Annotated in this window: 24 protein-coding genes; 14 read left to right on the top strand and 10 right to left on the bottom strand. The window is 70.7% G+C overall.

Going from position 1 to position 22,260, the window contains the following annotated elements; all coding sequences use genetic code 11:
* Positions 1 to 43 precede the first annotated feature (43 nt).
* Complete coding sequence (locus ACWD3I_RS08155) at positions 44 to 772, bottom strand: DUF4232 domain-containing protein (RefSeq protein ID WP_365394663.1); 729 nt, start codon at positions 770 to 772, stop codon at positions 44 to 46.
* 214 nt (positions 773 to 986) lie between these two features.
* Between ACWD3I_RS08155 and ACWD3I_RS08150 the strand changes: the two genes are divergently transcribed.
* Positions 987 to 2,249 carry a transcriptional regulator gene (locus tag ACWD3I_RS08150; RefSeq protein ID WP_365394664.1) on the top strand — a complete coding sequence of 421 codons (1,263 nt, stop codon included), beginning with the start codon at positions 987 to 989 and terminating at the stop codon, positions 2,247 to 2,249.
* A gap of 21 nt (positions 2,250 to 2,270) precedes the next feature.
* Here the strand turns inward: ACWD3I_RS08150 and ACWD3I_RS08145 are convergent, their stop codons facing one another.
* The 5 genes from ACWD3I_RS08145 to ACWD3I_RS08125 all read right to left on the bottom strand — a co-directional run bounded on the left by ACWD3I_RS08145 (position 2,271) and on the right by ACWD3I_RS08125 (position 5,865).
* Positions 2,271 to 3,620, bottom strand: coding sequence for a phosphatase PAP2 family protein (locus ACWD3I_RS08145; RefSeq protein WP_365394665.1), 1,350 nt, complete (start codon positions 3,618 to 3,620; stop codon positions 2,271 to 2,273).
* 208 nt (positions 3,621 to 3,828) lie between these two features.
* Positions 3,829 to 4,131 carry an SCO5918 family protein gene (locus ACWD3I_RS08140; RefSeq protein ID WP_365394666.1) on the bottom strand — a complete coding sequence of 101 codons (303 nt, stop codon included), beginning with the start codon at positions 4,129 to 4,131 and terminating at the stop codon, positions 3,829 to 3,831.
* 99 nt (positions 4,132 to 4,230) lie between these two features.
* Positions 4,231 to 4,434 carry a cold-shock protein gene (locus ACWD3I_RS08135; protein WP_046247661.1) on the bottom strand — a complete coding sequence of 68 codons (204 nt, stop codon included), beginning with the start codon at positions 4,432 to 4,434 and terminating at the stop codon, positions 4,231 to 4,233.
* Between the two features lie 248 nt (positions 4,435 to 4,682).
* Positions 4,683 to 5,003, bottom strand: a complete 321-nt coding sequence (locus tag ACWD3I_RS08130; protein ID WP_365394667.1) for a MerR family transcriptional regulator — start codon at positions 5,001 to 5,003, stop codon at positions 4,683 to 4,685.
* 112 nt (positions 5,004 to 5,115) lie between these two features.
* Positions 5,116 to 5,865, bottom strand: a complete 750-nt coding sequence (locus tag ACWD3I_RS08125; RefSeq protein ID WP_365394668.1) for a hypothetical protein — start codon at positions 5,863 to 5,865, stop codon at positions 5,116 to 5,118.
* Between the two features lie 563 nt (positions 5,866 to 6,428).
* On the opposite strand from ACWD3I_RS08125, the gene ACWD3I_RS08120 reads away from it, so the two are divergent.
* The 5 genes from ACWD3I_RS08120 to ACWD3I_RS08100 all read left to right on the top strand — a co-directional run bounded on the left by ACWD3I_RS08120 (position 6,429) and on the right by ACWD3I_RS08100 (position 9,931).
* Positions 6,429 to 7,352: an amidohydrolase family protein gene (locus tag ACWD3I_RS08120; RefSeq protein ID WP_365394669.1), complete on the top strand. Its 924-nt coding sequence runs from the start codon at positions 6,429 to 6,431 to the stop codon at positions 7,350 to 7,352.
* A 43-nt stretch (positions 7,353 to 7,395) separates the two neighbouring features.
* Positions 7,396 to 7,890, top strand: a complete 495-nt coding sequence (locus ACWD3I_RS08115) for a MarR family winged helix-turn-helix transcriptional regulator (protein WP_266889757.1) — start codon at positions 7,396 to 7,398, stop codon at positions 7,888 to 7,890.
* A gap of 166 nt (positions 7,891 to 8,056) precedes the next feature.
* Positions 8,057 to 8,680 carry a DsbA family protein gene (locus ACWD3I_RS08110; protein ID WP_365394670.1) on the top strand — a complete coding sequence of 208 codons (624 nt, stop codon included), beginning with the start codon at positions 8,057 to 8,059 and terminating at the stop codon, positions 8,678 to 8,680.
* Between the two features lie 28 nt (positions 8,681 to 8,708).
* Positions 8,709 to 9,518 carry an MBL fold metallo-hydrolase gene (locus ACWD3I_RS08105; protein WP_365394671.1) on the top strand — a complete coding sequence of 270 codons (810 nt, stop codon included), beginning with the start codon at positions 8,709 to 8,711 and terminating at the stop codon, positions 9,516 to 9,518.
* Between the two features lie 2 nt (positions 9,519 to 9,520).
* Positions 9,521 to 9,931 carry a nuclear transport factor 2 family protein gene (locus ACWD3I_RS08100; protein WP_365394672.1) on the top strand — a complete coding sequence of 137 codons (411 nt, stop codon included), beginning with the start codon at positions 9,521 to 9,523 and terminating at the stop codon, positions 9,929 to 9,931.
* Positions 9,932 to 10,125: 194 nt separating this feature from the next.
* Here ACWD3I_RS08100 and ACWD3I_RS08095 read toward each other — a convergent pair whose 3' ends face one another.
* A complete protein-coding gene (locus ACWD3I_RS08095; RefSeq protein ID WP_365394673.1) occupies positions 10,126 to 11,283 on the bottom strand; it encodes an alpha/beta hydrolase in 1,158 nt (385 codons plus the stop codon).
* Between the two features lie 121 nt (positions 11,284 to 11,404).
* On the opposite strand from ACWD3I_RS08095, the gene ACWD3I_RS08090 reads away from it, so the two are divergent.
* A complete protein-coding gene (locus tag ACWD3I_RS08090; protein WP_365394674.1) occupies positions 11,405 to 11,950 on the top strand; it encodes a TetR/AcrR family transcriptional regulator in 546 nt (181 codons plus the stop codon).
* Positions 11,951 to 11,969: 19 nt separating this feature from the next.
* On the opposite strand, the gene ACWD3I_RS08085 is transcribed toward ACWD3I_RS08090, so the two are convergent.
* The 3 genes from ACWD3I_RS08085 to ACWD3I_RS08075 all read right to left on the bottom strand — a co-directional run bounded on the left by ACWD3I_RS08085 (position 11,970) and on the right by ACWD3I_RS08075 (position 15,169).
* Entirely contained in the window at positions 11,970 to 12,833 is an 864-nt protein-coding gene (locus ACWD3I_RS08085; protein WP_365394675.1) for a hypothetical protein, read from the bottom strand.
* Between the two features lie 62 nt (positions 12,834 to 12,895).
* Entirely contained in the window at positions 12,896 to 13,519 is a 624-nt protein-coding gene (locus ACWD3I_RS08080; RefSeq protein ID WP_365394676.1) for a phosphoribosylanthranilate isomerase, read from the bottom strand.
* A 72-nt stretch (positions 13,520 to 13,591) separates the two neighbouring features.
* The gene (locus ACWD3I_RS08075) at positions 13,592 to 15,169 is read right to left on the bottom strand and encodes a CBM35 domain-containing protein (RefSeq protein WP_365394677.1); all 1,578 of its coding nucleotides are present in this window, start codon (positions 15,167 to 15,169) and stop codon (positions 13,592 to 13,594) included.
* 270 nt (positions 15,170 to 15,439) lie between these two features.
* Here ACWD3I_RS08075 and ACWD3I_RS08070 point away from each other — a divergent pair, with 270 nt between their 5' ends.
* From ACWD3I_RS08070 to ACWD3I_RS08040, 7 genes are all read left to right on the top strand, one after another.
* Positions 15,440 to 17,038 (top strand): alpha/beta hydrolase, encoded by a 1,599-nt coding sequence (locus tag ACWD3I_RS08070; RefSeq protein ID WP_365394678.1) that lies wholly within the window; start codon positions 15,440 to 15,442, stop codon positions 17,036 to 17,038.
* 69 nt (positions 17,039 to 17,107) lie between these two features.
* Complete coding sequence (locus ACWD3I_RS08065) at positions 17,108 to 17,806, top strand: ankyrin repeat domain-containing protein (protein WP_365394679.1); 699 nt, start codon at positions 17,108 to 17,110, stop codon at positions 17,804 to 17,806.
* The gene (locus tag ACWD3I_RS08060; RefSeq protein ID WP_365394680.1) at positions 17,803 to 18,297 is read left to right on the top strand and encodes a hypothetical protein; all 495 of its coding nucleotides are present in this window, start codon (positions 17,803 to 17,805) and stop codon (positions 18,295 to 18,297) included. The genes ACWD3I_RS08065 and ACWD3I_RS08060 overlap by 4 nt, the downstream gene beginning before the upstream one ends.
* Positions 18,298 to 18,651: 354 nt before the next feature.
* Positions 18,652 to 19,473: an ABC transporter permease gene (locus ACWD3I_RS08055; RefSeq protein ID WP_451084052.1), complete on the top strand. Its 822-nt coding sequence runs from the start codon at positions 18,652 to 18,654 to the stop codon at positions 19,471 to 19,473.
* Between the two features lie 43 nt (positions 19,474 to 19,516).
* The gene (locus ACWD3I_RS08050; protein ID WP_365394681.1) at positions 19,517 to 20,569 is read left to right on the top strand and encodes a taurine ABC transporter substrate-binding protein; all 1,053 of its coding nucleotides are present in this window, start codon (positions 19,517 to 19,519) and stop codon (positions 20,567 to 20,569) included.
* Complete coding sequence (locus ACWD3I_RS08045) at positions 20,556 to 21,344, top strand: ABC transporter ATP-binding protein (protein ID WP_365394682.1); 789 nt, start codon at positions 20,556 to 20,558, stop codon at positions 21,342 to 21,344. The genes ACWD3I_RS08050 and ACWD3I_RS08045 overlap by 14 nt, the downstream gene beginning before the upstream one ends.
* 49 nt (positions 21,345 to 21,393) lie before the next feature.
* Positions 21,394 to 22,257, top strand: a complete 864-nt coding sequence (locus tag ACWD3I_RS08040) for a TauD/TfdA dioxygenase family protein (RefSeq protein ID WP_365394683.1) — start codon at positions 21,394 to 21,396, stop codon at positions 22,255 to 22,257.
* The last annotated feature ends 3 nt before the right edge of the window (positions 22,258 to 22,260 follow it).

The following is a 22,260-nucleotide window of genomic DNA, read 5'->3' as shown; positions in this document are numbered from 1 at the left end:
ATGCTGTTAATTCGACAGCTTGGTCACAACCCGGATGCCCAGGTCACCAGGCAAGAGCGTCGGCCATCGTCGACTGCCAGTACGAGACCTGGATCGAGCTGTCGATGTACACGCCCTTCGCCGGGAGCGACGGACGGGCCGCGGTCTTCGCGGCCGAGTTGAAGTAGACCTCGATGGACTTGGCCGTGTAGCCGTTGGAGCCGCTGCCGTCCGCGGACGAGAGCAGGACGCTCGCGTAACCCGACTCTCCGGGGGCCAGCGTGACCACCGCCTGCGGCATGGAGTCCTCGAAGACCGGCGGAACGGTCTGGCCCTCGCCGAGCCGGACGGCCGGGTAGTCGATGAGGGTGCAGTTCTTCGAGCCGGTGTTGGTGACGGTGAGGAGAAGGTGGTTCAGGGGCCGGGAGACCGGCGTGGCGGTCGTCCGGGTGGAGGTGTTGGCGCAGGCGACCGTGGTGGCCGACGAGTCCGACGCCGAGTCCGCCGAGCCACCCGAGCCACCCGAGGAGCCCGAGGTACCCGAGGAGCCCTTGGAGGCCGAGGGAGTCGCCCCGTCGCCCGAACCGGCCGCGCCGCCCGTCGAGCCCTTGGAAGCCCCGCCCGCCTCGGGCGAGGACGCGGACGGGGTGGCGGCCGTCCCCGTGGCGGAGGAGCCGGCCGACGCACCCTCGTCGTTGACGCCCTCTCCGTTGTTGCACGCCGTCAGCGTCAGCGTGGCGGCCGCGAGTGCGGCGGCGGCGAGCATACGGGTGCGGTGGGTGCGAGTGAACATGTGAATCCCCCTGTGCGGTACGGGTGTTGGCATGGGCCGCTCGACCGGGTGCCGGGAGCGGCGTGCTTGGATGACAACAGCTTGTGCGGTGATCCGTCCCGACCGCCACGGTTGCCGGGGTATCCGGGACGCTGGAACGCTTGGAACAGCTCTGACCTGGGGGAATGACCTCCCCCTGGAACGGTGGTCCGGGACGTGGGGAGAGATCGGAAGAGTGGCGGGCGACGAATTCGCGGAGCTGTTGGGCCAGTTGAAGGACCGGTCCGGGCTCAGTTACGGGGTGCTCGGGAAGCGGCTGCACACCAGTACGTCCACCCTTCACCGGTACGTCAACGGGGACGCCGTGCCGACGGACTACGCACCCGTGGAACGGTTCGCGCGGGCGTGCCGGGCGACGCCCGATGAACTGGTGGAACTGCATCGGCGGTGGGTTCTCGCCGATGCCCGCCGGGGGCAGAAGGCCGGCGCGGCGCCCGAAGCCACGGAGGCTCCTGAAACGACTGAGGCACCTGACACCCCTGCCGCGGAGGAACCGCGGGCACGGACGGCCGCGGCGGCCGGGACCACTCGCCGACGCACCGTCGTCCTCGCCGGGACGGCCGTGGCCGCCGTCCTCGTGTCGGCCGCGCTCGTGGCGAATCTCGTGCCCGGCGACGGCGATGACGAGCAGGGCGGGAAGCGGTCCGTGGGGGCTGCCGCCCCGTCCGCCGACGAGAGTGCCCGCGCTTCCGGGCCGGCCGGCGCGAAGGGCGGGTCGGCCTCGCCGTCCGTCTCCGCCAGTGGCAGTCCCACGGCTTCCGCCTCCGCCTCCCGCAGTGGTGGGACCGGGGCCGCCCAGGGCGACGGCGGTGTCGCGGAGAAGGCCACCGCGCCCGCCGTCGCCGTCAATCCGTACAAGTGGGAAGACCCGTGCGGCCCGCACTTCCTGGTCGACCGCAATCCCGAGCAGGTACCTCCGCCGCCGGGCGAGCAGGACGCGCGCGGGTGGGTCAACGCGCTCGGCGCGGTCTCCGCCGGGCAGCAGATGCTCGCGCTGACCGTGCAGGGCACCGGGAAGGCCACCGTCGTCCTGGACGACCTGCATGTGCGGGTGGTGGAGAAGAGCGCGCCGCTCGACTGGAACGACTTCTCGATGGGCGTCGGCTGCGGTGGCGGCGTGGACACGACGGCCTTCGAGGTGAACCTCGACGCCGGGCGGCCCGCGGTCTCCCCCAAGGCCGGTCAGCGCGACTTCCCCTACAAGGTGAGCGAGTCCGATCCGGAGGTCTTCTACGTCTTCGCGGACGCGCGGGCCCACAACGTCAGTTGGTACCTGGAGCTGGACTGGTCCAACGGCGACAGGAAGGGCACCGTACGCATCGACGACAAGGGGCACCCCTTCCGGACAAGCGGAAACGTGGGACGGCCCGCCTACGACTATCCGCTCGGCGCCTCCGAGTGGGGGCGCGACGAGTACGAGCCCGACATCACCGGCTGAGCGTCCGGCGGGCGGCGGGGGTCAGACGGGCTCGGACTGCCGTTCCGGCTGCTCCACCGGAACGGGTGCCGTCTCCCACTGTCCGGTGGTCCGTACATAGCCGTAGATCACCGAGGCCATCGCCAGCAGGAGCAGCGGACCGTAGAGCCACGGCTGCCCGGCCATCTCCACCGGCAGAAAGCGGTACGCCAGCAGGAGCCCGGCGAAGACCGTGGCGCCGTAGGCGACCAGTTGGAGCCCCGACCGGTCCCAGCCGCGGTCGTAGGTGCGCAGGGCCGCCTCGATGGTGAGCACGAACACCACTCCGGCGACGAGGTCGACGCCGTAGTGGTAGCCGAAGCCCAACGTCGCGGCGAGCGTGGCCACCAGCCAGAACGTACCTGCCCAGCGCAGCGCCCTCGGGCCCTTGCGGGAATGGATGAAGATCGCGACGGCCCATGCCGTGTGCAGGCTCGGCATGCAGTTGCGGGGCGTGATGTCGTCGAACGGCATGGAGTGCGGGGTGGTGATCGGCGCCACCGTGTCCGGCCAGAGCTGGGCCACCGCCCACTGCCCGGTGGAGTGCGTCTCCGCCCAGATGGCGACGCCGGCCCAGTGCTCGGTGCCGTTGCCGTAGGCGAAGATCGGTCCGACCACCGGGTAGATCATGTAGATGCCCGGCCCCAGGAGGCCGATCACCAGGAAGGTGCGCACCAGGTGGTGGCGCGGGAAGCGGCGGTCGGCGGCCACGTTGCGCAGTTGGTACAGGGCGACGAGGACCGCGGCGACCGCGAGGTTGCCGTACACGAAGTCGAGGAGATTGAAGCCGAACTTGCCGGTGGCCTCGACGATCCGGCCCACCACCCACGACGGGTCGCCCAGCGCGTGGTCGGCGGTCGCGACGTACTGGTCGAGCACCGTCGGACGGGTCTTCGAGGTGAGGAGCAGCCAGGTGTCTCCGGCCTTCCGGCCGGCTCCCAGCAGCAGTCCGAGGCCCGCGCCCTTCAGCAGCAGAACGCGTTCCGCGCCGGTGCGACGGGTGAGCGCGAAGACCGCACAGCCCAGGATCACCCACAGCGCGCCGATACCGAAGGGATGGCCCTCCGTCACCTTGATGCCGGCCGCCCATCGGACCAGCGCGATGGCTACGTCGATGCCGATCGCGGTGCCGAGCGCGAGGAACCGCTGCCGCCAGGGAAGCACGACCAGCGTCAACGCCAGGCCGGCGTACAGCAGTCCACCCGACTTGGGGGCGGATATCAGCTCTCGCAGCTGGCAGGTGAGCGGTCCTGGCAGATCGTAGTGACGCGCGGCGATCTCCAGCATGAGGAGGAACGCGAGGGTCACCACGCCCGCGGCGACCCACAGCACCGCTCGCGACTGACCCTTCACTCGCGAAAGCACCCGTGATGATATATTTATCAACTTTGACCGATTTTTTGAGTGTGAGGTGAAGTGGCTACGTATCGCGCCCGATGGGGGTGTTCGTCGCGAGCTCGAACATGTTAGCGGAGCCGCTCACAGGTTTCACCAAAATTAACCGACCGCACACCTTGGCGACCGTCGGTCACGGACACCTGAAGGAGGGGCGGGGGGCGGGTCAGCCGAGGAGGCGGTCGACCGAGCCGTAGGACAGGTCGGGGGCCGGGGCCGCCTTGGCGGGCGCGTTCTCGCAGGTGAAGCCGAGACGAACCAGGGCACGGACCACTTCCGCGGCGGTGAAGTCACGGGGATCCTGACCCGTGATCACCGCTCCCACCTGCTTGACGGGGTACGCCCGGCCTCCGATGGTGACCGAGGCGACGGAGGCGTCAGTCACCGGTTCGGGTCGGACCTTCTCCATCGACTTCTCCACCTCGGCCTTGGACAGGTCGAAGGGGTAACGGGCGATCACACAGCGCATGGTGCCTCACCAGGGTCAGGGCGGATCCGGCGTGCGAACGGGGCCGGAGAAACGGACAGGGGCCCGCACCCAAGGTGCGGGCCCCTGCTCAGCCGTGTGTCAGGCGGGGACGATGTTCTCCGCCTGCGGGCCCTTCTGGCCCTGCGTGACGTCGAAAGTCACCTTCTGGCCTTCCTGAAGCTCGCGGAAGCCCTGGGTGGCGATGTTCGAGTAGTGAGCGAAGACGTCGGGGCCTCCACCCTCCTGCTCGATGAAGCCGAAGCCCTTTTCCGCGTTGAACCACTTCACAGTGCCGGTGGCCATGTGTTTTCTCCTACTTAGGCAGTGCTGGAACCCGCACCTCGCGAGCTCCCTCATCGCTGTGATGATCACCTGCCCCGGAAAACCGGCAAGAATGGCAAGAATGGCAACCACAACTGCAACTGATATTCAGCCTAGCACGGACGAAATCGACAACAAGAATAAGCGGGCAGACGGCGGAAAAACTGTCGGCGCCCTCGAAAATACTTTTTCCTAACCGGTCAGGTTTCTACCCTGGCGCTGTCAGATATTCACCCGTCGCCGCGCAGTTTCTCGTTGGCGCGCAGCGCGTCCGCCAGCTGGTCCTCGAGGCCGATGATCTTGCAGACCGCCTCGACCGGGGTGCCCTGGTCGACCATGTCGCGGGCGCGTGCGGCGAGGCGCAGCTGGTGGCGCGAGTAGCGGCGGTGGCCGCCCTCCGACCGTAGCGGCGTGATGAGTCCGGCCTCGCCGAGCGCCCTGAGGAACCCGGGGCTGGCGCCGATGACCTCCGCGGCACGGCCCATGGTGTACGCGGGGTGGTGGTCGTCGTCGAGCCGGTCGACAGCGTGCGACCGGTCTTCCGAGGGCATGTGTGCCTTCCCGCGGACCGCCGATGTCACGGCCCGCACAGGGAACTGGTTCCCTGACCGGAATTCTAGTCGGCTCCGTGGAAATTCTGCTGTGGCGAGCACAGAATCCATGTCAGCGGAGCACCAGGAGCCGGCGGTCGGCCGCGCGGGACGCCCCACGGACCCCGGCCGTCGGCAGACAGTGCCAGCCCCAGGACAGCAGTGCCTCGAAGGTGTCCGTGTCGCCGCGGTCGACGAGCATGACGCCGACCGCCGCGGTGTGATCGCTCAGCAGCCGCTTCTGCAGACGCCGGGCGAGGTTCCACTCGCGGCTCTGGTCCTGGGTGCGCACCCGGCGCTCGACCAGGATGTCGCCGATCACGAACAGGCCTCCGGGGGCGGCGAGGCCCGGCAGGTTCGCGGGGAGGTGTCCGTCGAGCTCCTGCCACCAGGCGTCGTCGCCGAGTACGGGGAAGCCGTAGGCGCAGGCAGTGAGGACGGTGGCGCCCGAGGGGCGGGTGGTCTCCGCCACCAGCAGCTCGAACCCGGGCCGCCGCATATGGTCCGCGAGCCGTCGGCGGAAGGCGGCGGACCTGGCCTGGATCGAGGGGGCCGAGCTGTTCGAGGCAGATCCGCGGGCCGAGGTGTCCCAGCGGGCCGAGTGGTTCGAGGTGCGTGGTGTGCGTGGTCCGCTCGGTGTGGTCTGTGTGTACAGCTCGCCGAGTTCGGCCATGCGGTCGGCGATCTGGCGGCGGGTCAGCGGGCGGAGGAGTTCGCCCTCCTCGGGTGAGGGCCCCTGTCGGTGCCGCGGTGGATGCGGTCGGCCCCGGACCGGGGTCCCGGGGTGGGCGGTCGCCGGGCGGTCGGGGCTGTTCGAGGTCATGGGGCGAACCCTGCCCCGGGTCCGACGGTGGCCGGCCCGGCATCGTCGTTCGCCGAGAACGGCACCGGAGCGGAGCCGGCGCGCGAAGAGCCCTCGGTGCCTTCGAGACTACGCCCGCCGCCGTTGCGGGGAGTTGCGGCGGAGCCCGGCCGCGGGGCGGGGAAATCGGACGGGAACGGATCGGAATCCACTCGTAGAACCCTTGAGGTGACCGGTGACGACAGAAGGGTCGCTTCCATGACAGCTCAGCCTTCCCGCCGCGGCGGCGACACGTCGTCCCTCCCCTTGCGGGACCGGTGCGGGAACCGTTCGGGAACGGCCGGCCGCAGCATCGGCGCCGTCGACGGCGGACACCACCACCCGAGGGGCCCGGCATGAGACGCAAGCCGACCGGAAGGTCCTGGTCCGGCCGTCCGCCACGGTGTCGCTCCAGGAACGGCTCTCTACGGCGACGGCGTCGTGTCCGAGCTGCTGGGCAAGGAGGGCGCGGCGTTCTTGGCGAAGCCCCGTGGGGTTGCGGTGCGGGTGGACGCGCGGCCTCGTCAGAGGCGATCGTGGGCGGCATGAGCGATCAAGCGGCCATGAGCGGCGTGCCTTCGGACGAGGAAGCCGGCGAGGTGCGCCGCTTCTGGGGGCGGCTGGGGCTTCCCGGGCTGATCGACGTGCACACGCACTTCATGCCCGAGCGGGTCCTGCGCAAGGTCTGGGAGTACTTCGACGCGCTCGGACCGCTGACCGGCGGCCTGGAGTGGCCGATCACCTACCGGCAGGAGGAAGCGGAACGAGCGGCGCTGCTGCGGGAGTTCGGGGTACGCGCCTTCACCTCGATGCTCTACCCGCACAAGCCGGGCATGGCCCGCTGGCTGAACGACTGGGCGGCCGACTTCGCCCGCCGCACCCCCGACTGTCTGCACACCGCCACGCTCTTTCCCGAGCCGGACGCCGAGGCCTACGTCCGCGAGGCCGTCGAGACGGGCGCGCGGGTCTTCAAGGCCCATGTGCAGGTGGGGGCGTACGACCCGGCCGACGAACTCCTGGACAGGGCCTGGGGGTTGCTGGCGGAGGCCGGGGTCCCCGTCGTCATCCACTGCGGCTCCGGGCCGGCGCCCGGCAAGCACACCGGCCCCGAGCCGGTCGCCCGGGTGCTGGGTCGCCATCCCCGACTACGGCTGATCGTGGCGCACATGGGGATGCCCGAGTACGAGGACTTCCTCGGCCTCGCGGAGCGGTACGGGGAGGTGCGGCTGGACACGACGATGGCGTTCACCGACTTCACGGAGGACTTCATCCCGTTCCCCCGCCCGGCCCTGCCCCGCCTGACCGACCTCGGCGACCGCATCCTGCTCGGCACCGACTTCCCCAACATCCCCTATCCATATCTGCACCAGCTGCGTGCCCTGGAGCGGCTGGACCTCGGGGAGGAGTGGCTGCGGCGGGTGTGTCACGACAACGCGGCGGGATTGTTCGGGCTGACCGGCACGGCATGATCAGGGGTGCACCGGCGGGGACGAGGAGAAGGGCGGCTGGGCCGTGGACGAGCGGGTGGAGATCTCGACGGCGAAGGAGGCCGCGGGCAATGAACTGGTGCTCGCCTTCGGGCGGCTCCAGGGCGCGGCGAACCGGCTGGAGTACATCCTGGGGCGGGCCCTGGAGGTGGAGTGCGGGATCAGCCATCTCATGTTCGAGGTGCTGCTCATCCTGGGCCGGGCGGGTGAGCCGGGGCTGTCGATGCGGGCCGTCGCCCAGGAGCAGGTGCTGACGACCGGCGGCGCCACCCGGCTGGTGGACCGTATGGAGGCGGCGGGTCTGGTCGAGCGGGCCGAGGATCCCGGTGACCGGCGTGGGCGTCTGGTGCGGCTGACTCCCCGGGGCGAGGAGACCGCGGTCGCCGCCGCACGGGTGCATGTGGAGAACATCCGCCGCTATTTCGTGGCCCCGCTCCCGGCCGAGGACCGCGAGCGGTTCGCGGAGGACCTGCGCATCCTGAGCCATTCGGCGCGGGACATCCTCCCCCGCCTGCCCTGACACCGGCGCCCCGAGCTGCGGCCGGGCGCCGGCCTTGCTCTAATGGCCGGAGAGCCACTGATGTGGCAGCCGTCACACCTGACAGGAAATATCTGACACGTCAGTTACTGTTTTGTCAGGTGAATCGCTCGCAATCGGCGGGTGCCACACCCTCTCGAGGTCTCCCATGCGGCTCGTCTACGTCTTCGATGCCTACTGCGGCTGGTCCCACGGTTTCTCCGGGACGCTCCGCGAGGCCGCTTCCCGCCATCCCGAGCTGGCGGTGGAGGTGGTCTCCGGTGGTCTGTTCACCGGACCGCGCCGGGTCCCGATCCGCGAGTTCGGCTACGTCCAGGGCGCGAACGCCAAGATCGCCGAGCTGACCGGTGCCGAGTTCGGCGAGGGCTACGAGCGGCTGATCGCCGACGGCTCGTTCGTGATGGACTCCGAGGCCGCCGCCCGTGGCGTCGCCGCCCTGCGCCAGGCGGCCCCCGACCGCGCGGCGGAGCTGGCCGCGGCCCTGCAGGACGCCTTCTACGTCGACGGCCTGAGCCTGTCCGACCCGGCCACCTACCGCACGGTGGCCGAGGCGACCGGGCTCGACGCGGACGCCGTAGCCACCGCCTTCGAGGCGCCCGGGACACGGGCCGCCGCCGAGGCCGACTTCCGCCGCGGCACCGCACTGGGCGTCACCGGCTTCCCCACCCTCCTGGCGGTCGACGGCGACTCCATCGCCGTGCTGGCCCACGGCCACGCCACCGCCGACGAGATCGACCGCCGGCTGGCCACCCTGACCACCACCGCCCGCTGAACCCCACCCCCCTCAGAGGAGCCCCCGCATGAGCACGCTCTCCTTCAAGATCCTCGACCTGGACTTCCCGGCCGGCAGCAGGAACAAGACCGCCACCCTCGTCACCGGCGAGACCGAGGCACTGCTGGTCGACGCCGCCTTCACCCGCGCCGACGGCCACCGCCTGGCCGCCGAGATCCTCGACTCCGGCAAGCAGCTCACCACCGTCTTCGTCTCCCACGCCGACCCCGACTTCTACTTCGGCGCCGAAGTGATCGCCGACGCCTTCCCCGACGCGGCCTTCGTCGCCACCCCGATCGTCATCGACCACATCAAGCACTCCTACGAGGGCAAGCTCAAGGCCTGGGCCGCGCTCGGCCCGAACCTGCCCACCCGCCTGGTCGACCTCACCCCCCTCACCGGCGACGAGCTGACCCTGGAGGGCCACCGCTTCGAGCTCAAGGGCGGCACCGCCGACCTGCCCGACCGCCACTACCTGTGGCAGGCCGAGCACCGCGCCCTGCTCGGCGGCGTCCTGCTCTTCCAGCAGGAACACGTCTGGGTCGCCGACACCGCCACCCCCGCCTCCCGCGCCGCCTGGACCAGGCTCCTGGACGAGATGGCCGCCCTCGACCCGCAGCTCGTCGTCCCCGGCCACCGCCTGCCCGACACCGCCGCCGACACGTCCGCCATCACCGCCACCCGCGACTACCTCCTCGCCTTCGAGGAGGAACTCGCCAAGGCGGCCGACGGTGCCGCGCTGACCGAGGCACTCATCGCCCGCTACCCCGACAACGGCATGCTGATCGCCGCCCAGATCGGCGCGAAGGTCGCCAAGGGCGAGATGAAGTGGGGCTGACCATGACCGAGTTCGCCACCTCCACCGCACCCGCCGACGTCGTACGCCGCCAGTACCTGGCCTCCGCCGCCGCCGACCTCGAAGCCCTGCGCGCCACCCTCGCCCCCGACGTCGAGTGGACCGAGATGGCCGGCTTCCCCCTCGCCGGCACCTACCGCACCCCCGACGGCGTCACCGCCAACGTCATGGAAAAGCTCGGCCAGGACTGGGACCGCTGGACCGCCCACGACGACACCTACGTCGTCGACGGCGAGAACGTCGTCGTCCTGGCCCGCTACACCGCCGCCCACAAGGCCACCGGCAAACCGATCGACGTCCGCGTCGCCCACCACTTCGTCGTACGCGGCGGACTCATCGTCCGCTTCGAACAGTTCGTCGACACCGCCCTCGTCCGCGAGGCAATGACCGACTGACCAGGGCGCCGGCGTACGGATCAGCGCCGGGTGGCTTCCGACTGCCCGAAGTAGGCCGCGACATAGCCCGCCGGGGCGGGATGGAAGACCTCGGTCCCGGCATTGCATTCATCGAGGAAGGTGACCTGCTCCCTCGCCGCCGCGGCCCTGGTGCCCTCGGCGAGGGCGTCGGCGGTGTGCCACAGGCGGGTTGTTCACGGGTTGCTCACGCCACCGCTTCCCGACGGTGTCCGGAATGCCGGCCGGGTCAACAGCCAGGCCCAACTCGCCGCGAGCAGAGGGCGGATGTGTTCCGCCGCGCAGTGGGTGGCGCCCGGGACGATCCAGACCGTCGTGTTCGGGAGGGCGGTGAGGCGTTCGGTGTCACCGCGGGGGATGAAGTGGTCGTCGGCGCCGTTCGCGGCGAGGAGGGGTACGCCGACTTCGGTCGGCGACGGGTTCAACAGGCCCTGGCGACGCAGTGAGAACCTGGCGAGGAGTTCGTCGGTCTCGCTCGCCTCCGGCATGGCGTCCAGACCGAGCGTGTTGGCGAGGATGCCCGGCATGCCGTACGGGAGGGCCAGGACGTCGACCGGTTCCTCGGGCTCGGCCGCGCCGGTCGGGCCGCCGATGTCGATCGCCGCGTCGACCACGCCCCGCCGGGCCAGCTTGACCGCCCAGTGCCCGCCGAAGCTCAGACCCAGGTAGGCGACGGGCGCGCCGGGACTCCACCGACGTATCTCCGCGACGAGGCCGGTCAGCAGACGGTCGGCGTCCGGGGCCAGAGGGCCCGGTGCCTCGCCGGTGCCGGGCATGTCGACGACCACCACGAGCAGTCCCGTCGCCAGCGCGGTCGCCACGGCCATGCGATGCAGCTCGACCTTCCAGGTATCGACACCCCCCGACAGCACCACCACACCGGAACGCCGAAACCGCCGCCGGGCCATGAGATGCACGGGCAACGCAACCGTCCCGCCGCCCGAGAACGCAACACCGGCCGACACCACCCCCGCGCCCGCGTCCACCGGCACCTCCACGACCCCCCGAGCGAAGCGCACCGGTAGTCGGCGGTCGGACGTCGCTCTCCCGTACGCGGCCCGCTGGCGCTCGTACGCCTCCTGGCGTTCCGGTGTGGCCAGGGCCGGGAAGCGGGCCGCGCCCCAGAGTTGGGATGCGCGGAGCCAGTGGCCGTCGGACTCGGCCTCCTGGGCCAGCCGGGACCACACCGGTAGCCAGCTGTGCGGGCCGGCCCCCCACATGTCGGTGATCTCGGCGCGTGCCAGGGCGACGGTGGGGACGGGGACGCCCCAGGCGGTGAACTGGCGCGCGCGTTCGCCGAAGAGCGCCTCGGGGGCGATATCGAAGGTGAACATCGCTCTAGAGTGGGCGCGATCCAACCCCGGAACAACTCGCATTGGACGAGCCGTGCCCCCACCCGCCACACCGCGTAAAAGGCCACGTCAGGAGCGGTCCCAGGAAACCTACGACGCCATCGTGGAGGCCGCTGCTCAGCTTTTCGAACGGGACGGCTACACCAAGTCGACCACGAACCGCATCGCCGAACGCGCGGGCGTCTCCATCGGCTCGCTCTACCAGTACTTCCCCAACAAGGACGCGTTGCTGTACGCCATCGGCGAGCGGCACATGCACCAACTGGTCGCGGAAATCGCCGCCCTCACCAAAGAGTTGCGACACACACTCCCCCAACTCGCCCACTGCGTCCGCGCGCTCGTGCACGGCCTCGCCGCACCGCATCTGACCCGGCCCCGAGTGCACCGGCTGCTCTACGACCAGGCGCCACGCCCGGCGGAGGCCGCCGCCCGACTCCGCGCGGTACAGGACGGCATCGCCCGCGAGGTCGAGTTCCATCTGCGCCGGCTGGGCGTGGGCGGACCCGACCCGGCCCTCACCGCACTCCTGCTGGTGCAGGGCGTGGAGGCGCAGCTGCACGGGGCCCTCCTGGAACCGCCGCCCGGCCACACGGTCGAGGAGGTGATCGGCGCGGTGGAGGCTCTGTGCCTGAAGTGCCTGGCGCCCTGACGCCCCTCCGGTTCCCGGGTCAGCGGTCGGAGTCGCCGGGGTCGTCCTGTTCCTCGTCCCCTCCGGACACGGCGTCCGCGGCATCCTCGGCCCGCTCCGCCCAGTTGCCGCCGCGTCGCCGAGCGGCACCGGAGCCACCCCTGCCGGACGGGGGGTCGGACGGCCGTACGCCGCTCCCACGACCGGACCCGGACCCGGACCTGCTGGGCCGCGCACGCTGTGCGGCCCGCTCCCGCTCGGCGATCATCTCGTCGAAGATCAGCAGCGAGGGACGTACGCGATTCGCGAAGACGGAGGCCCCCGGCACCCGCTCGTACCGGTACCGGGCCTCCACCATCCACTCCCAGTCGTCGTCCGTCGCGGCACGGCAGGTGGGGCGCAGCCGCAGGCCCTCCGGGTCGAGTGCGACGTAGCGCAGCCACTGCCCGGTGATCACCAGGAACCAGGGGTGCTGCCGCTCGTCCGCGGGCAGCCAGCCGTGGTTGAGGACCACGCTGCGGGCGAGTTCCTCGTACGGCGCCCGGGCGCACAGGTACGCGCGGACCTCGGCGGGCGCGTCGGGTTCCAGGAAGACCAGAAGCTTGCGCGCCCCGTCGGCCGACGGCACGCTGCCGTGCCGGCCCTCTGCCAGCAGATACTCGACCGCGAACCTGCTCCCCTGCATCACCTGCCGCGCCGCGTCCGCCGCCGGCCGGTCACCGACGGCGAGGCGGACAAGTGCGTGCCGGGCGCGCTCCCGGTCGCCTTCCCGGTCGCGCCGGCCACGGGCGTTCTCGGGCCGTGTGAAGGCGGTCCGCTCCAGGCCGGAGACGGCCCGCAGCGCCCGCTGTCGGAGCATCGGTGCCCTGCGCGAGGCGCACCAGTCCAGCCATCGCACCCCCATGCCCCCATTGTCCGGACGCGTCGGCTCGACGGAAGGCCCGGAACTCGCCTTTCCCCGCCGCGTCAGCCCAGCGGGCGGGCCGCCTTGACGAAGGCCGTGATCAGGGCCGGGTCCTTCACGCCGCGGGCGTGTTCCACTCCGCTGGAGACGTCGACGCCCCACGGGCTGGTCGCCTCGACGGCCACCCGGACGTTGTCGGGGGTGAGCCCCCCGGCGAGGAGCCACTTCTCGCCGGGGGCGGCGAGGGGCTTGCTGGACCAGTCCCAGGCGATGCCGGAGCCGGGGACGGGGGCGTCGAGCAGGAGCATGTCCTCCCCGTACTCGCCGACGCGGGGCACGGAGTCGCCGAAGGCCGCGGCGCGGATCAGGGTCCAGTCGCCGGTGGCGAGGTCGGCGTAGTACGCGTGGTCCTCGGGGCCGTGCAGCTGGACGGCCCCGATGCCGGACTCGTCGGCCATGGCACGTACGAAGTCCAGGGGCTCCTTGCGGAAGACGCCGACCGTGAGGACGTGCTCGGGCACCCGGCGGCTGAGCCGGGCGGCCGTGGCGGCGTCGACACGGCGCGGGCTCTGGGAGAAGACGAAGCCGATGGCGTCGGCGCCCGCCTCGACGGCCGTGTCGACGTCCCGCTCGGTCTTCAGGCCGCAGATCTTGATGAACAGGGTTTCGCTGGAGTTCTCGCTCACGGGTCCCAGACTGCCGTATCGCGCGCGGAAGGCCCGGATCGGGGACCCGGGCCTCACACGCGGAACGTGGCCCTACAGCGTGACCCTGGTGCCGCCGATCGTCACGACCAGCGTGCCGTCCGAGGCGAAGGACCAGGCCAGGGCGCCGGCGTAGGCGGAGCAGCGGGAGCCGTTGGTGCCGGACCAGAACTGGTTGGAGCTGTCGGAGTTGCCGATGATCCGGTCGTTGGTGCCACTGCCGCTGCGGCACGAGGTGTTGTTCCGGAACACCGAGGTACCGGCGTCGAAGTTGAAGTTGCGTTCGGTGTTGTCGATGCTCAGGTTGTTCGAGATCGTCATCGTGCCCGGGTTGCTGTTGTAGGTGAACCCGTGCTTTCCGTTGTCGTAGGCGATGCTGCGCCGCACGACATGGTTGATCGGCACGTCCTCGCCGCCGAGCTTGTAGCCGTTGCGGTCGCCGTTTCCGGCCTGCGAGCCGTCGGTGAGGGTGCCGTTGCCGTAGGACAGGGAGTCCTCGATGGTCACCGTGCCGATCGGGTCGTAGTCGGAGTAGGTGTAGAGGTCCCAGCCGTCGTCGATGTTGTGGTGCGCGACGGCGTAGCGGAAGACGTTCCCGGCGCCGACGGTCAGCTTCGCGGCGAAGCCGTCCGCGTCCTCGCCGTCGGAGTCGGCGTTGTCGTGCGACTCGGCGCTGAGGATCAGGTTGTTGGCCGGCCACTGACTGGTCGGAGTGGAGGAGGCCATCCGGCCGAGCTGGAGCCCGGTGTCACGGTTGTAGCGGGTCACCGTGCGCTCGATGACGTTGTTGCTGCCGCCGACATAGATCCCGTTGTCGCCAGCGCGCTCGACGACGAGCCCCTTGATGTGCCAGTAGTTGGCGTTCAGCTGGAGCCCGCGGTTGGAAGAACTCTCGGTCTGTGCCGAGAAGTTGAGGACGGGCTTCTCACCCGAGTAGGCGGCGAGGGTGGTCCTGGCGGACGAGGTCCCGTTGCTGCCGGCCGGGATGGTGACCGTCGCGGAGTGGTTGTACGTCCCTCCGCGCAGGTAGATCGTGCCGCCCGAGGACACCTTGCTGATCGCCGAGGCGAGGGTGGTCGGGGCGTCGATCGTGCCGGCCGCGCCCGCGGTGCCGCTGGGCGAGACGTAGAGCGCGCCGCTCGCGGGAGGTGTGGTGCCGCCGTCGGGGGTCGTGGCGTCGAGGTAGTCGACGTTGGGCAGGCCGTCGGCGGTGGTCGGGCTGAGCCGGATGGTGTTGCTGCCCGAACTGACCGGCACGGTCAGGGTCTTGGTGGTCCAGCCCGTCCAGGTGCTCGTGCCCTCGAAGGAGGCCGTGCTGACCGTCGTGCCGTTCACGATGATGTTCGCCGGTCGGGCGGTGGTGGTGCCGTTGGCGAAGCGGACGGCCACGGTTGCCGTGCCGGCCGCGGGTGCGGTCACGGTGAACTGGGCGTAGCCGCTGGTGGCGTTCGTGGCGTTGCAGAAGCCGCTGCCGGAGTAGCCGGTCCAATTGCTCTCGATGGCGCCGGTGCAGACGGCCGGGGACGTCTCGGCCTCGTAGCGGGCGGTGGCGGCCTGCGCGGTGGGGCCGGACAGGGCGACGAAGGTGCCGCCCAGAAGGGCTGCGCAGGCTATGGCGGGTCTCAGGTGCATCGTGGATCTCCATCTCCAGGACGGTGCGGGTCGTGCCAGAGGGGTGGAGCGGGTGCGTCGAAGCAAGGCTTGGAAAGCGCTTTCCCCCGGAAGGTAGGAGTGCTGGCCTGAGCACGTCAATAGTCCGGTAGCTGATTTCTGTTCACATGAGAGAACGCCAGGGAAGGCATCCCGGAAACAACCGTGCGTTCTCTGTGGAACTGGAAACCCCTCGAACTCCTCTTCATCCACGGGTTCTTGGTGTCACATCAGCTACAGGGGGAACACACCGTGCTCAGACCACTGAAAACCGTCGGCGCGGCGGCGATCGCGCTCGTCATAGCCGGGGCCGGGGCAGTCCAGGCAGCACCCGCCCGGACCGCCCCGGCCCCGGTACCGACCCTTGCCTGGGCGGACTGCCAGGGCGGCTTCGAGTGTGCGAACGCCGCCGTGCCGCTCGACTACGACGACCCGCAAGGCACCACCATCACCCTTGCCGTCATCCGCAAGAAGGCCACTGACCAGGCCGAACGCAAGGGCACCCTCTTCCTCCAGCCCGGCGGCCCCGGCAACTCCGGCGTGGACTTCGTCCGCAACAACTACGCCGACCTGCCGGCCGACCTGCGCGACTCCTTCGACGTCTTCGGCTACGACGTGCGGGGCGTCGGCCGCAGCTCACCCCTCCAGTGCTGGGACGACCCCACGTACACGGCCGCCGTCACCGCGGCCAAGGGCGTCCCCGGCCCCGACGCCTACGAACCCGCCGTACGCCAGGCCGCCGCCTTCGACCAGGCGTGCCAGGACAACGCGGGGGCGCTGCTGCCATATGTGGGCACGGAGTACGTCGCCCGGGACATCGACCTGCTGCGCCAGGCGCTCGGCGAGGATCAACTCACGTACTACGGCCGCTCGTTCGGCAGCTACATCGGCACGGTCTACGCGTCCCTGTTCCCGGAGCGGGTGCGGGCCCTCGCGCTCGACGGGGCGTACGACCCGGAGCGCTACGCGAACGAGCCGTACGCCTATGACCGCACCCAGTACCTCGCCCTGGACGGCGCGATGAGCCGCTTCCTCGACTGGTGCGCCGCGGACCAGGCGACCTGCGGGTTCGGCGACGGCGACCCGCGTGCGGCCTTCGCGAAGCTGAAGGCGGACCTGGACGCGAACCCGGTCGTGACCGCGAGCGGCGGCCGGGCCAACGGCTACACCCTCGTATACCGCCTGATGTTCAACATCAACGAGGGCAAGGTCATCTGGCCCTCTTTCGGCGAGGCCCTGCGCAAGGCGCAGCAGCGTGACAACACGTCCTTCCTGCTGCGGCCGCCGTCCCCGGCCAGCTTCGACTTCCTCGGCCCGAACGTGGTCGTCGAGTGCGTCGACAAGGACTACCCGGGCAGCGCGGCCCGGCTGAAGCGCGAGGTCACCACCAACGCGCGGCTGGCGCCCCTCCTCGGCCCCGCCATGGCCTTCGGCCCGCCGACCTACGACCACCAGCACGCCACGGCCTGTGTCCAGTGGCCCGGCGAGCAGGTCAGCCGCTACGGCGGTCCCTTCGAGGCGGAGGGCTCCGCGCCGATCCTGGTCCTCGGCACGACCGGTGACCCGGACACCCCGTACCGCGACGCGGTGGCACTGTCGCGGGAGCTCGACAACGGGCGGCTGCTCACGTTCAAGGCCGAGGGGCACACGGCGTTCGGGCGCAGCGCGTGCGCGACGGACGCGGTGACGGCTTACCTGGTCGACCTGAAGGTCCCCAAGCGGGGCGCGAGTTGCGCGGACGAGACACAGCCGCCGTCGTCGACGCCCACGGTGGCTCCTTCCGGTACGACGCTGAGTGAGCTGCGGAACGGGGTGAGCGACCGGGTGGAACGCATCGGCACCCTGCGCTGACTCCCTTGAGGCGCCGGTCCGTTGTCCGGGCCGGCGCCTCGTCCATGGGCCCCACCGATCCTCGTCCTCATGATCCGTAGACTCGACGCCATGGCCGTGGAGAGCAGCGCGCAGTGGGACGGGGTCGTCCGCCGGGACTCCATCAAGGAGAAGTGGGCGGCGGAGCGGGACCGGCTGTCCGACGCCGCGCACAGCGGTGACTGGGAGACCGCATTCCGGGTCCTCGACGAGAGCCCCGAATGGATCAACTCCGGGCGCCTGGAGGGCCGTAGCGCCTACGGCCCCCTGCACCAGGCCGCCTGGCACGGCGCCGACGTCGAGACGGTGGGCCGTCTCCTCGCCCGCGGCGCCTGGCGCACCCTGCGCTCCACGGACGGCACCCGCCCGGTGGACATCGCCGTACAGCGCGGCCACCAGCACCTCACCGCACTCCTCTCCCCGGCCTACCGCCACCCGTTGCCCCAGGACACCCTGGACCGCCTCCGCACCCACCTCCACCGCCTGATCCACCACCGCTCGGGCGGCGGCACGGGCACCGACGACCTCGCCACCCGCCACGCACTGCGCCTCCCGGACCCGACGGTCCTGACGGAACTCGACATCCCCCACCTCTGGTTCCCCGTCCCCGGCATGTACGGCGGCTTCCACATCAAGCTCCAGGGCAGCGGGTTGAGCGTGGACAGCTGGGTCCGAGTGGTCGGCGGCTCGGAACGGACGGACCTGGTCACGGTGGACGGGGTGCGGCTTCAGGAGGGCCGGATGTTGTGACGGGCGACAGCCGACAACTCCTGGCACTGCTGCGGGAACTCGACGATCCGCAGTGGCTGGAGAAGCCTCGGGGCTACGACCGTGAAGGCACCGGCAGGCTCTTCGGCACCCTGGCGGCGCGGCTCGAAGGCGACTTCGCCACTCGATGCGACACCGAGCAGGACACCCAGGACTCCAGCGAGTACGGCCGCGTCACCGTGCCCGCGGAGGCGACCGTGTGCGGGACACGGATCGTGGTCTGTGTGAGCAGGTTCGGCTCCCTCGCCCTCGTCTGTGCCGACAATCCCGGCGCTTACTTCGGCACAGACGATGCACAGGCCGAGGGGGTGCTGGACGCCGGTGATCTCGCCAGGGTCGACCGGGCGCTGGCCGACCTCGGGTACGCGGTGATTCCCGAAGAGCTGATCGAGGACGACTACGACGGGCCGAGCCGACTGCGGGAGCACATCCACCGGGCCAGTTGGTGGCACCGCTTCTTCGGCACGTTCTGAGAGCGGCCCGGTCCAGGAAGTAAGACGCCTCTTGGTGGGGGGCTGCGGCTGCTGTACAACTTTGTCCATGATTCACAAGCCGCTTGTGCGACGCCTGGTCATCGACCTGTGCCGACGCCCGGCTTCGTGTTGTCGTTGATCACACGCTGACCCCGTGGTGATCCCTTGGTGACGTGCGTCTGATGCGCGTCTGATTCCGGTTCCTCCACGGGGGCGTTTCCTCCTCGCACCTCCGGTGCCTCTTCTTCGGGCCGTCGTCCCCGTTGCGACGGCCGCGACCGCTCACCCCTCGGCGCCCGTTGGAGGCTGCCCGTGTCCACGACACCTCGGCTGTCGAAGGCCGATCCCGTTCCGATAGCCGACATCAACTCCGCTGCAAACAAGCGAAGTTGGGCGCGGGCGCGCAACCTCGCGCTGCCCTTCGGATCGCTTCTCCTCTTCCTCGCCCTGTGGCAGCTGCTCGCGGCAAGCGGGACGTGGAGTGAGACGTTGGTGCCGACGCCGGCCAAGGTGTGGGACGCGTTCGTCGACGTGTCCAGCACGCATGACGGCGTACGGGGCTACAACGGCACCACCCTCATCGAGCACCTCGGCATCAGCCTGCGCCGCATCGCGCTCGGCGCCGGTATCGGCATCCTCGTCGGAGTGCTGTTCGGCGTGCTCATGGGCACCGTCGGCTGGTTCCGCGCGCTGTTCGAGCCCTGGATCACCTTCCTGCGGACGCTCCCGCCGCTGGCGTACTTCTCGCTGCTCATCATCTGGCTCGGCATCAACGAGGAGCCGAAGGTCACCCTGCTGGCCGTGGCCGCGTTCCCACCGGTCGCGGTGTCCACGACCGCAGCCGTCGCCGCCGTACCGCGAAGCCTGGTCGAGGCGGCCCGGGCACTCGGCGGATCCCGGTGGGACGTCGTCAAGGACGTCGTCCTGCCCTCCGCGCTCCCCGAGACCCTCACCGGCGTACGCCTCGCCGTCGGCGTGGCCTACTCCTCCCTCGTCGCCGCCGAACTGGTCAACGGCCTGCCCGGCATCGGCGGCATGGTCAAGGACGCCGCCAACTACAACAACACCCCGGTCGTGCTGGTCGGCATCATCGCCATCGGCGTCTCCGGGCTGGTCATCGACGGGCTGCTGCTACGGCTGGAGCGGGCCCTCGTGCCCTGGCGCGGCCGCGCATAGGCCCACCCGTCCCCTCGACTCCCCGCACAGAAACGGCACCGCCATGTCCCCTGCCTCCCCCGGCCCCTCCCGTCGACTCCTCCTCACCGGCGCCCTCGCCACCGTCTCCGCCGCCCTCACCGGCTGCTCCTCCGACAGCGAGGCCGCCTCCTCCGGCGGCGCCAAGCAGCTGCGGATCGGCTACTTCGCCTTCCCCAGCGGCGACTTGATCGTCAAGCAGAGAAAGCTCCTGGAGGAGGCCCTGCCTGACTACAAGATCTCCTGGATCAAGTTCGACTCCGGCGCCAGCGTCAACCAGGCCTTCCTCGGCAAGTCCCTCGACATCGCGGCCCTCGGCTCGAGCCCGTTCGCCCGCGGGGTGTCGGGCAGCTCGCCGATCCCGTACAAGGTCGCCTTCATCCTCGACGTGGCCGGCGAGAACGAAGCCCTGATCGCCCGCAAGTCCACCGGCATCACCGACGTCGCCGGGCTCAAGGGCAAGACCATCGCCACGCCCTTCGCCTCCACCTCGCACTACAGCCTGCTCGCCGCGCTCACCGCGGCCGGGCTCAAGACCTCCGACGTCAAGCTCGTCGACCTCCAGCCGCAGCCGATCCTCGCCGCCTGGCAGCGCGGCGACATCGATGCCGCGTACGTCTGGCTGCCCACCCTCGACGAACTCCGCACGACCGGCACCCAGTTGACCAGCAGCAAGGAGATCGGCGCGGCCGGCAAGCCGACCCTCGACCTGGCCGTCGTCTCCGACGAGCTGATCTCCCGCGACCCCCAGGCCATCGACACCTGGCGCTCGGTCGAGGCGGAGGCCCTGCGGCTGCTGAAGTCCGACCCGGACGGCACGGTCAAGGACGTCGCCACCGAGCTCGGCATCAGCACCGCCGACGCCAAGGCCCAGCTCGCCCAGGGCGTGTTCCTCACCCCCGAGGAGGTCGCCTCCGCCGACTGGCTGGGCACCGACGGCAGCCCCGGCAAGCTGCTCACCTACGTCACCGACACCGCGACGTTCCTCGCCGGCCAGAAGCAGATCGACGCGGCGCCGAGCGAGGCCGCGGTCCGCAAGGCGTTCTATCTGAAGGGACTGCCCGATGTCCTCAAGTGAGACCACGGAAGCGCCCGTCGAGACCACCGTCGACGGTTCCGTCCGGATCGAGAACGTCACCCACCACTACGGTCCTGTCACCGCTGTCGGCCCGGTCGATCTCACCGTCCCCGCGGGCGAGTTCCTCGTCCTCGTGGGCGCCTCCGGCTGCGGAAAGAGCACCCTGCTGCGGCTGATCGCCGGGTTCGAGCAGCCCGCGCAGGGCGCGGTACGGGTGTCCGGCAACCCACCGAAGCCCGGCGAGGCCGCCGGGGTGGTGTTCCAGTCGCCTCGGCTGTTCCCGTGGCGGACCGTGCGGGGCAACATCGACCTGGCGCTGCGGTACGCGGGCGTCGAGCGCGCCCAGTGGCCGTCCAGACGGGCCGAGTTGCTGGCCCGCGTCGGCCTGGAGGGCACCGAGAGGCGGCGCGTGTGGGAGATCTCCGGCGGACAGCAGCAGCGCGTCGCCATCGCCCGCGCGCTGGCCGCCGAGAACCCCCTCTTCCTGCTCGACGAGCCGTTCGCGGCACTGGACGCGCTGACCCGGGAGCGGCTCCAGGAGGACGTACGCCGGGTCACGGGCCGTACGACGGTGTTCGTGACCCACTCCGCCGAGGAGGCGGTCTTCCTCGGCTCCCGCATCGTCGTCCTCACCAAGGCCCCCGGCACCGTCGCCCTCGACCTGCCGATCGACCTCCCGCGCGGCGAGATCGACGCCGACGCGCTGCGCGGGTCACGCGAGTTCACCGAGCTGCGCGCCCAGGTGTCCCACGCGGTGAAGTCGGCGGCGGCCTGAACGCCGTATCGCCATCGCCGTATCGCCGTATCGAAGAAAGGAAGCGGACATGACGGTCAGCACCCCTCCCCAGCTCCGGCTCACACCCCTCGGCCCGAACTTCGGCGCCGAGATCGACGGCATCGACCTCGCCCGCCTCACCGACGACGAGGTCCGGTCGCTCCGGGAAACGCTCGTGGCGTACAAGGTCCTCTTCGTCCGTGGCCAGGACGGTCTCGACGACGACGCACAGATCGAGTTCGGCCGCCGCCTCGGCGAGGTCACCGCCGGGCACCCGGTCCACGACTCCGGCGACGTGGCGCCCGAGGTGTACGCGCTGGACAGCCAGGACGGCGGCTTCTCCGACGTCTGGCACACGGACGTCACCTTCGTCCGCCGCCCGCCCGCGATCTCGGTCCTCCGAGCCGTCGTCCTCCCCCCGAACGGCGGCGACACCACCTGGGCCGACAGCCAGCTCGCCTACGAATCGCTCTCCCCGGGCCTGCGGGCGTACGTCGACACGCTCACCGCCGTGCACGACGGCAACCGCGAGTTCGGCTACTACCTCGCCCAGCGCCGCCAGGGCCGCGGAAACGTCTGGGACGGCGAGGTCGTCACCGCGCTGACACCGGTCGAGCACCCCGTGGTCCGCGTCCACCCCGACAGCGGCCGCAAGGGCCTGTTCGTGAACCCCGGCTTCACCTCGCACATCGCGGGCGTCTCCGAATACGAGAGCCGGGGCCTCCTCGACATCCTCTACGCCCACCTCACCAAGCCCGAACACCTCGTACGCCACCGCTGGCGGCGCGGCGACGTGGCGCTGTGGGACAACCGCAGCACCGCCCACTACGCCAACCGCGACTACGGCGACCGGCACCGCGTCATGCACCGCATCACCCTGCGCGGCGACGAGCCCGTGGGTCCCCGGGGCTGACAC

It is taken from the genome of Streptomyces sp. NPDC002817 (assembly GCF_053592055.1).
This window is presented reverse-complemented; position numbering and strand designations above follow the sequence as displayed.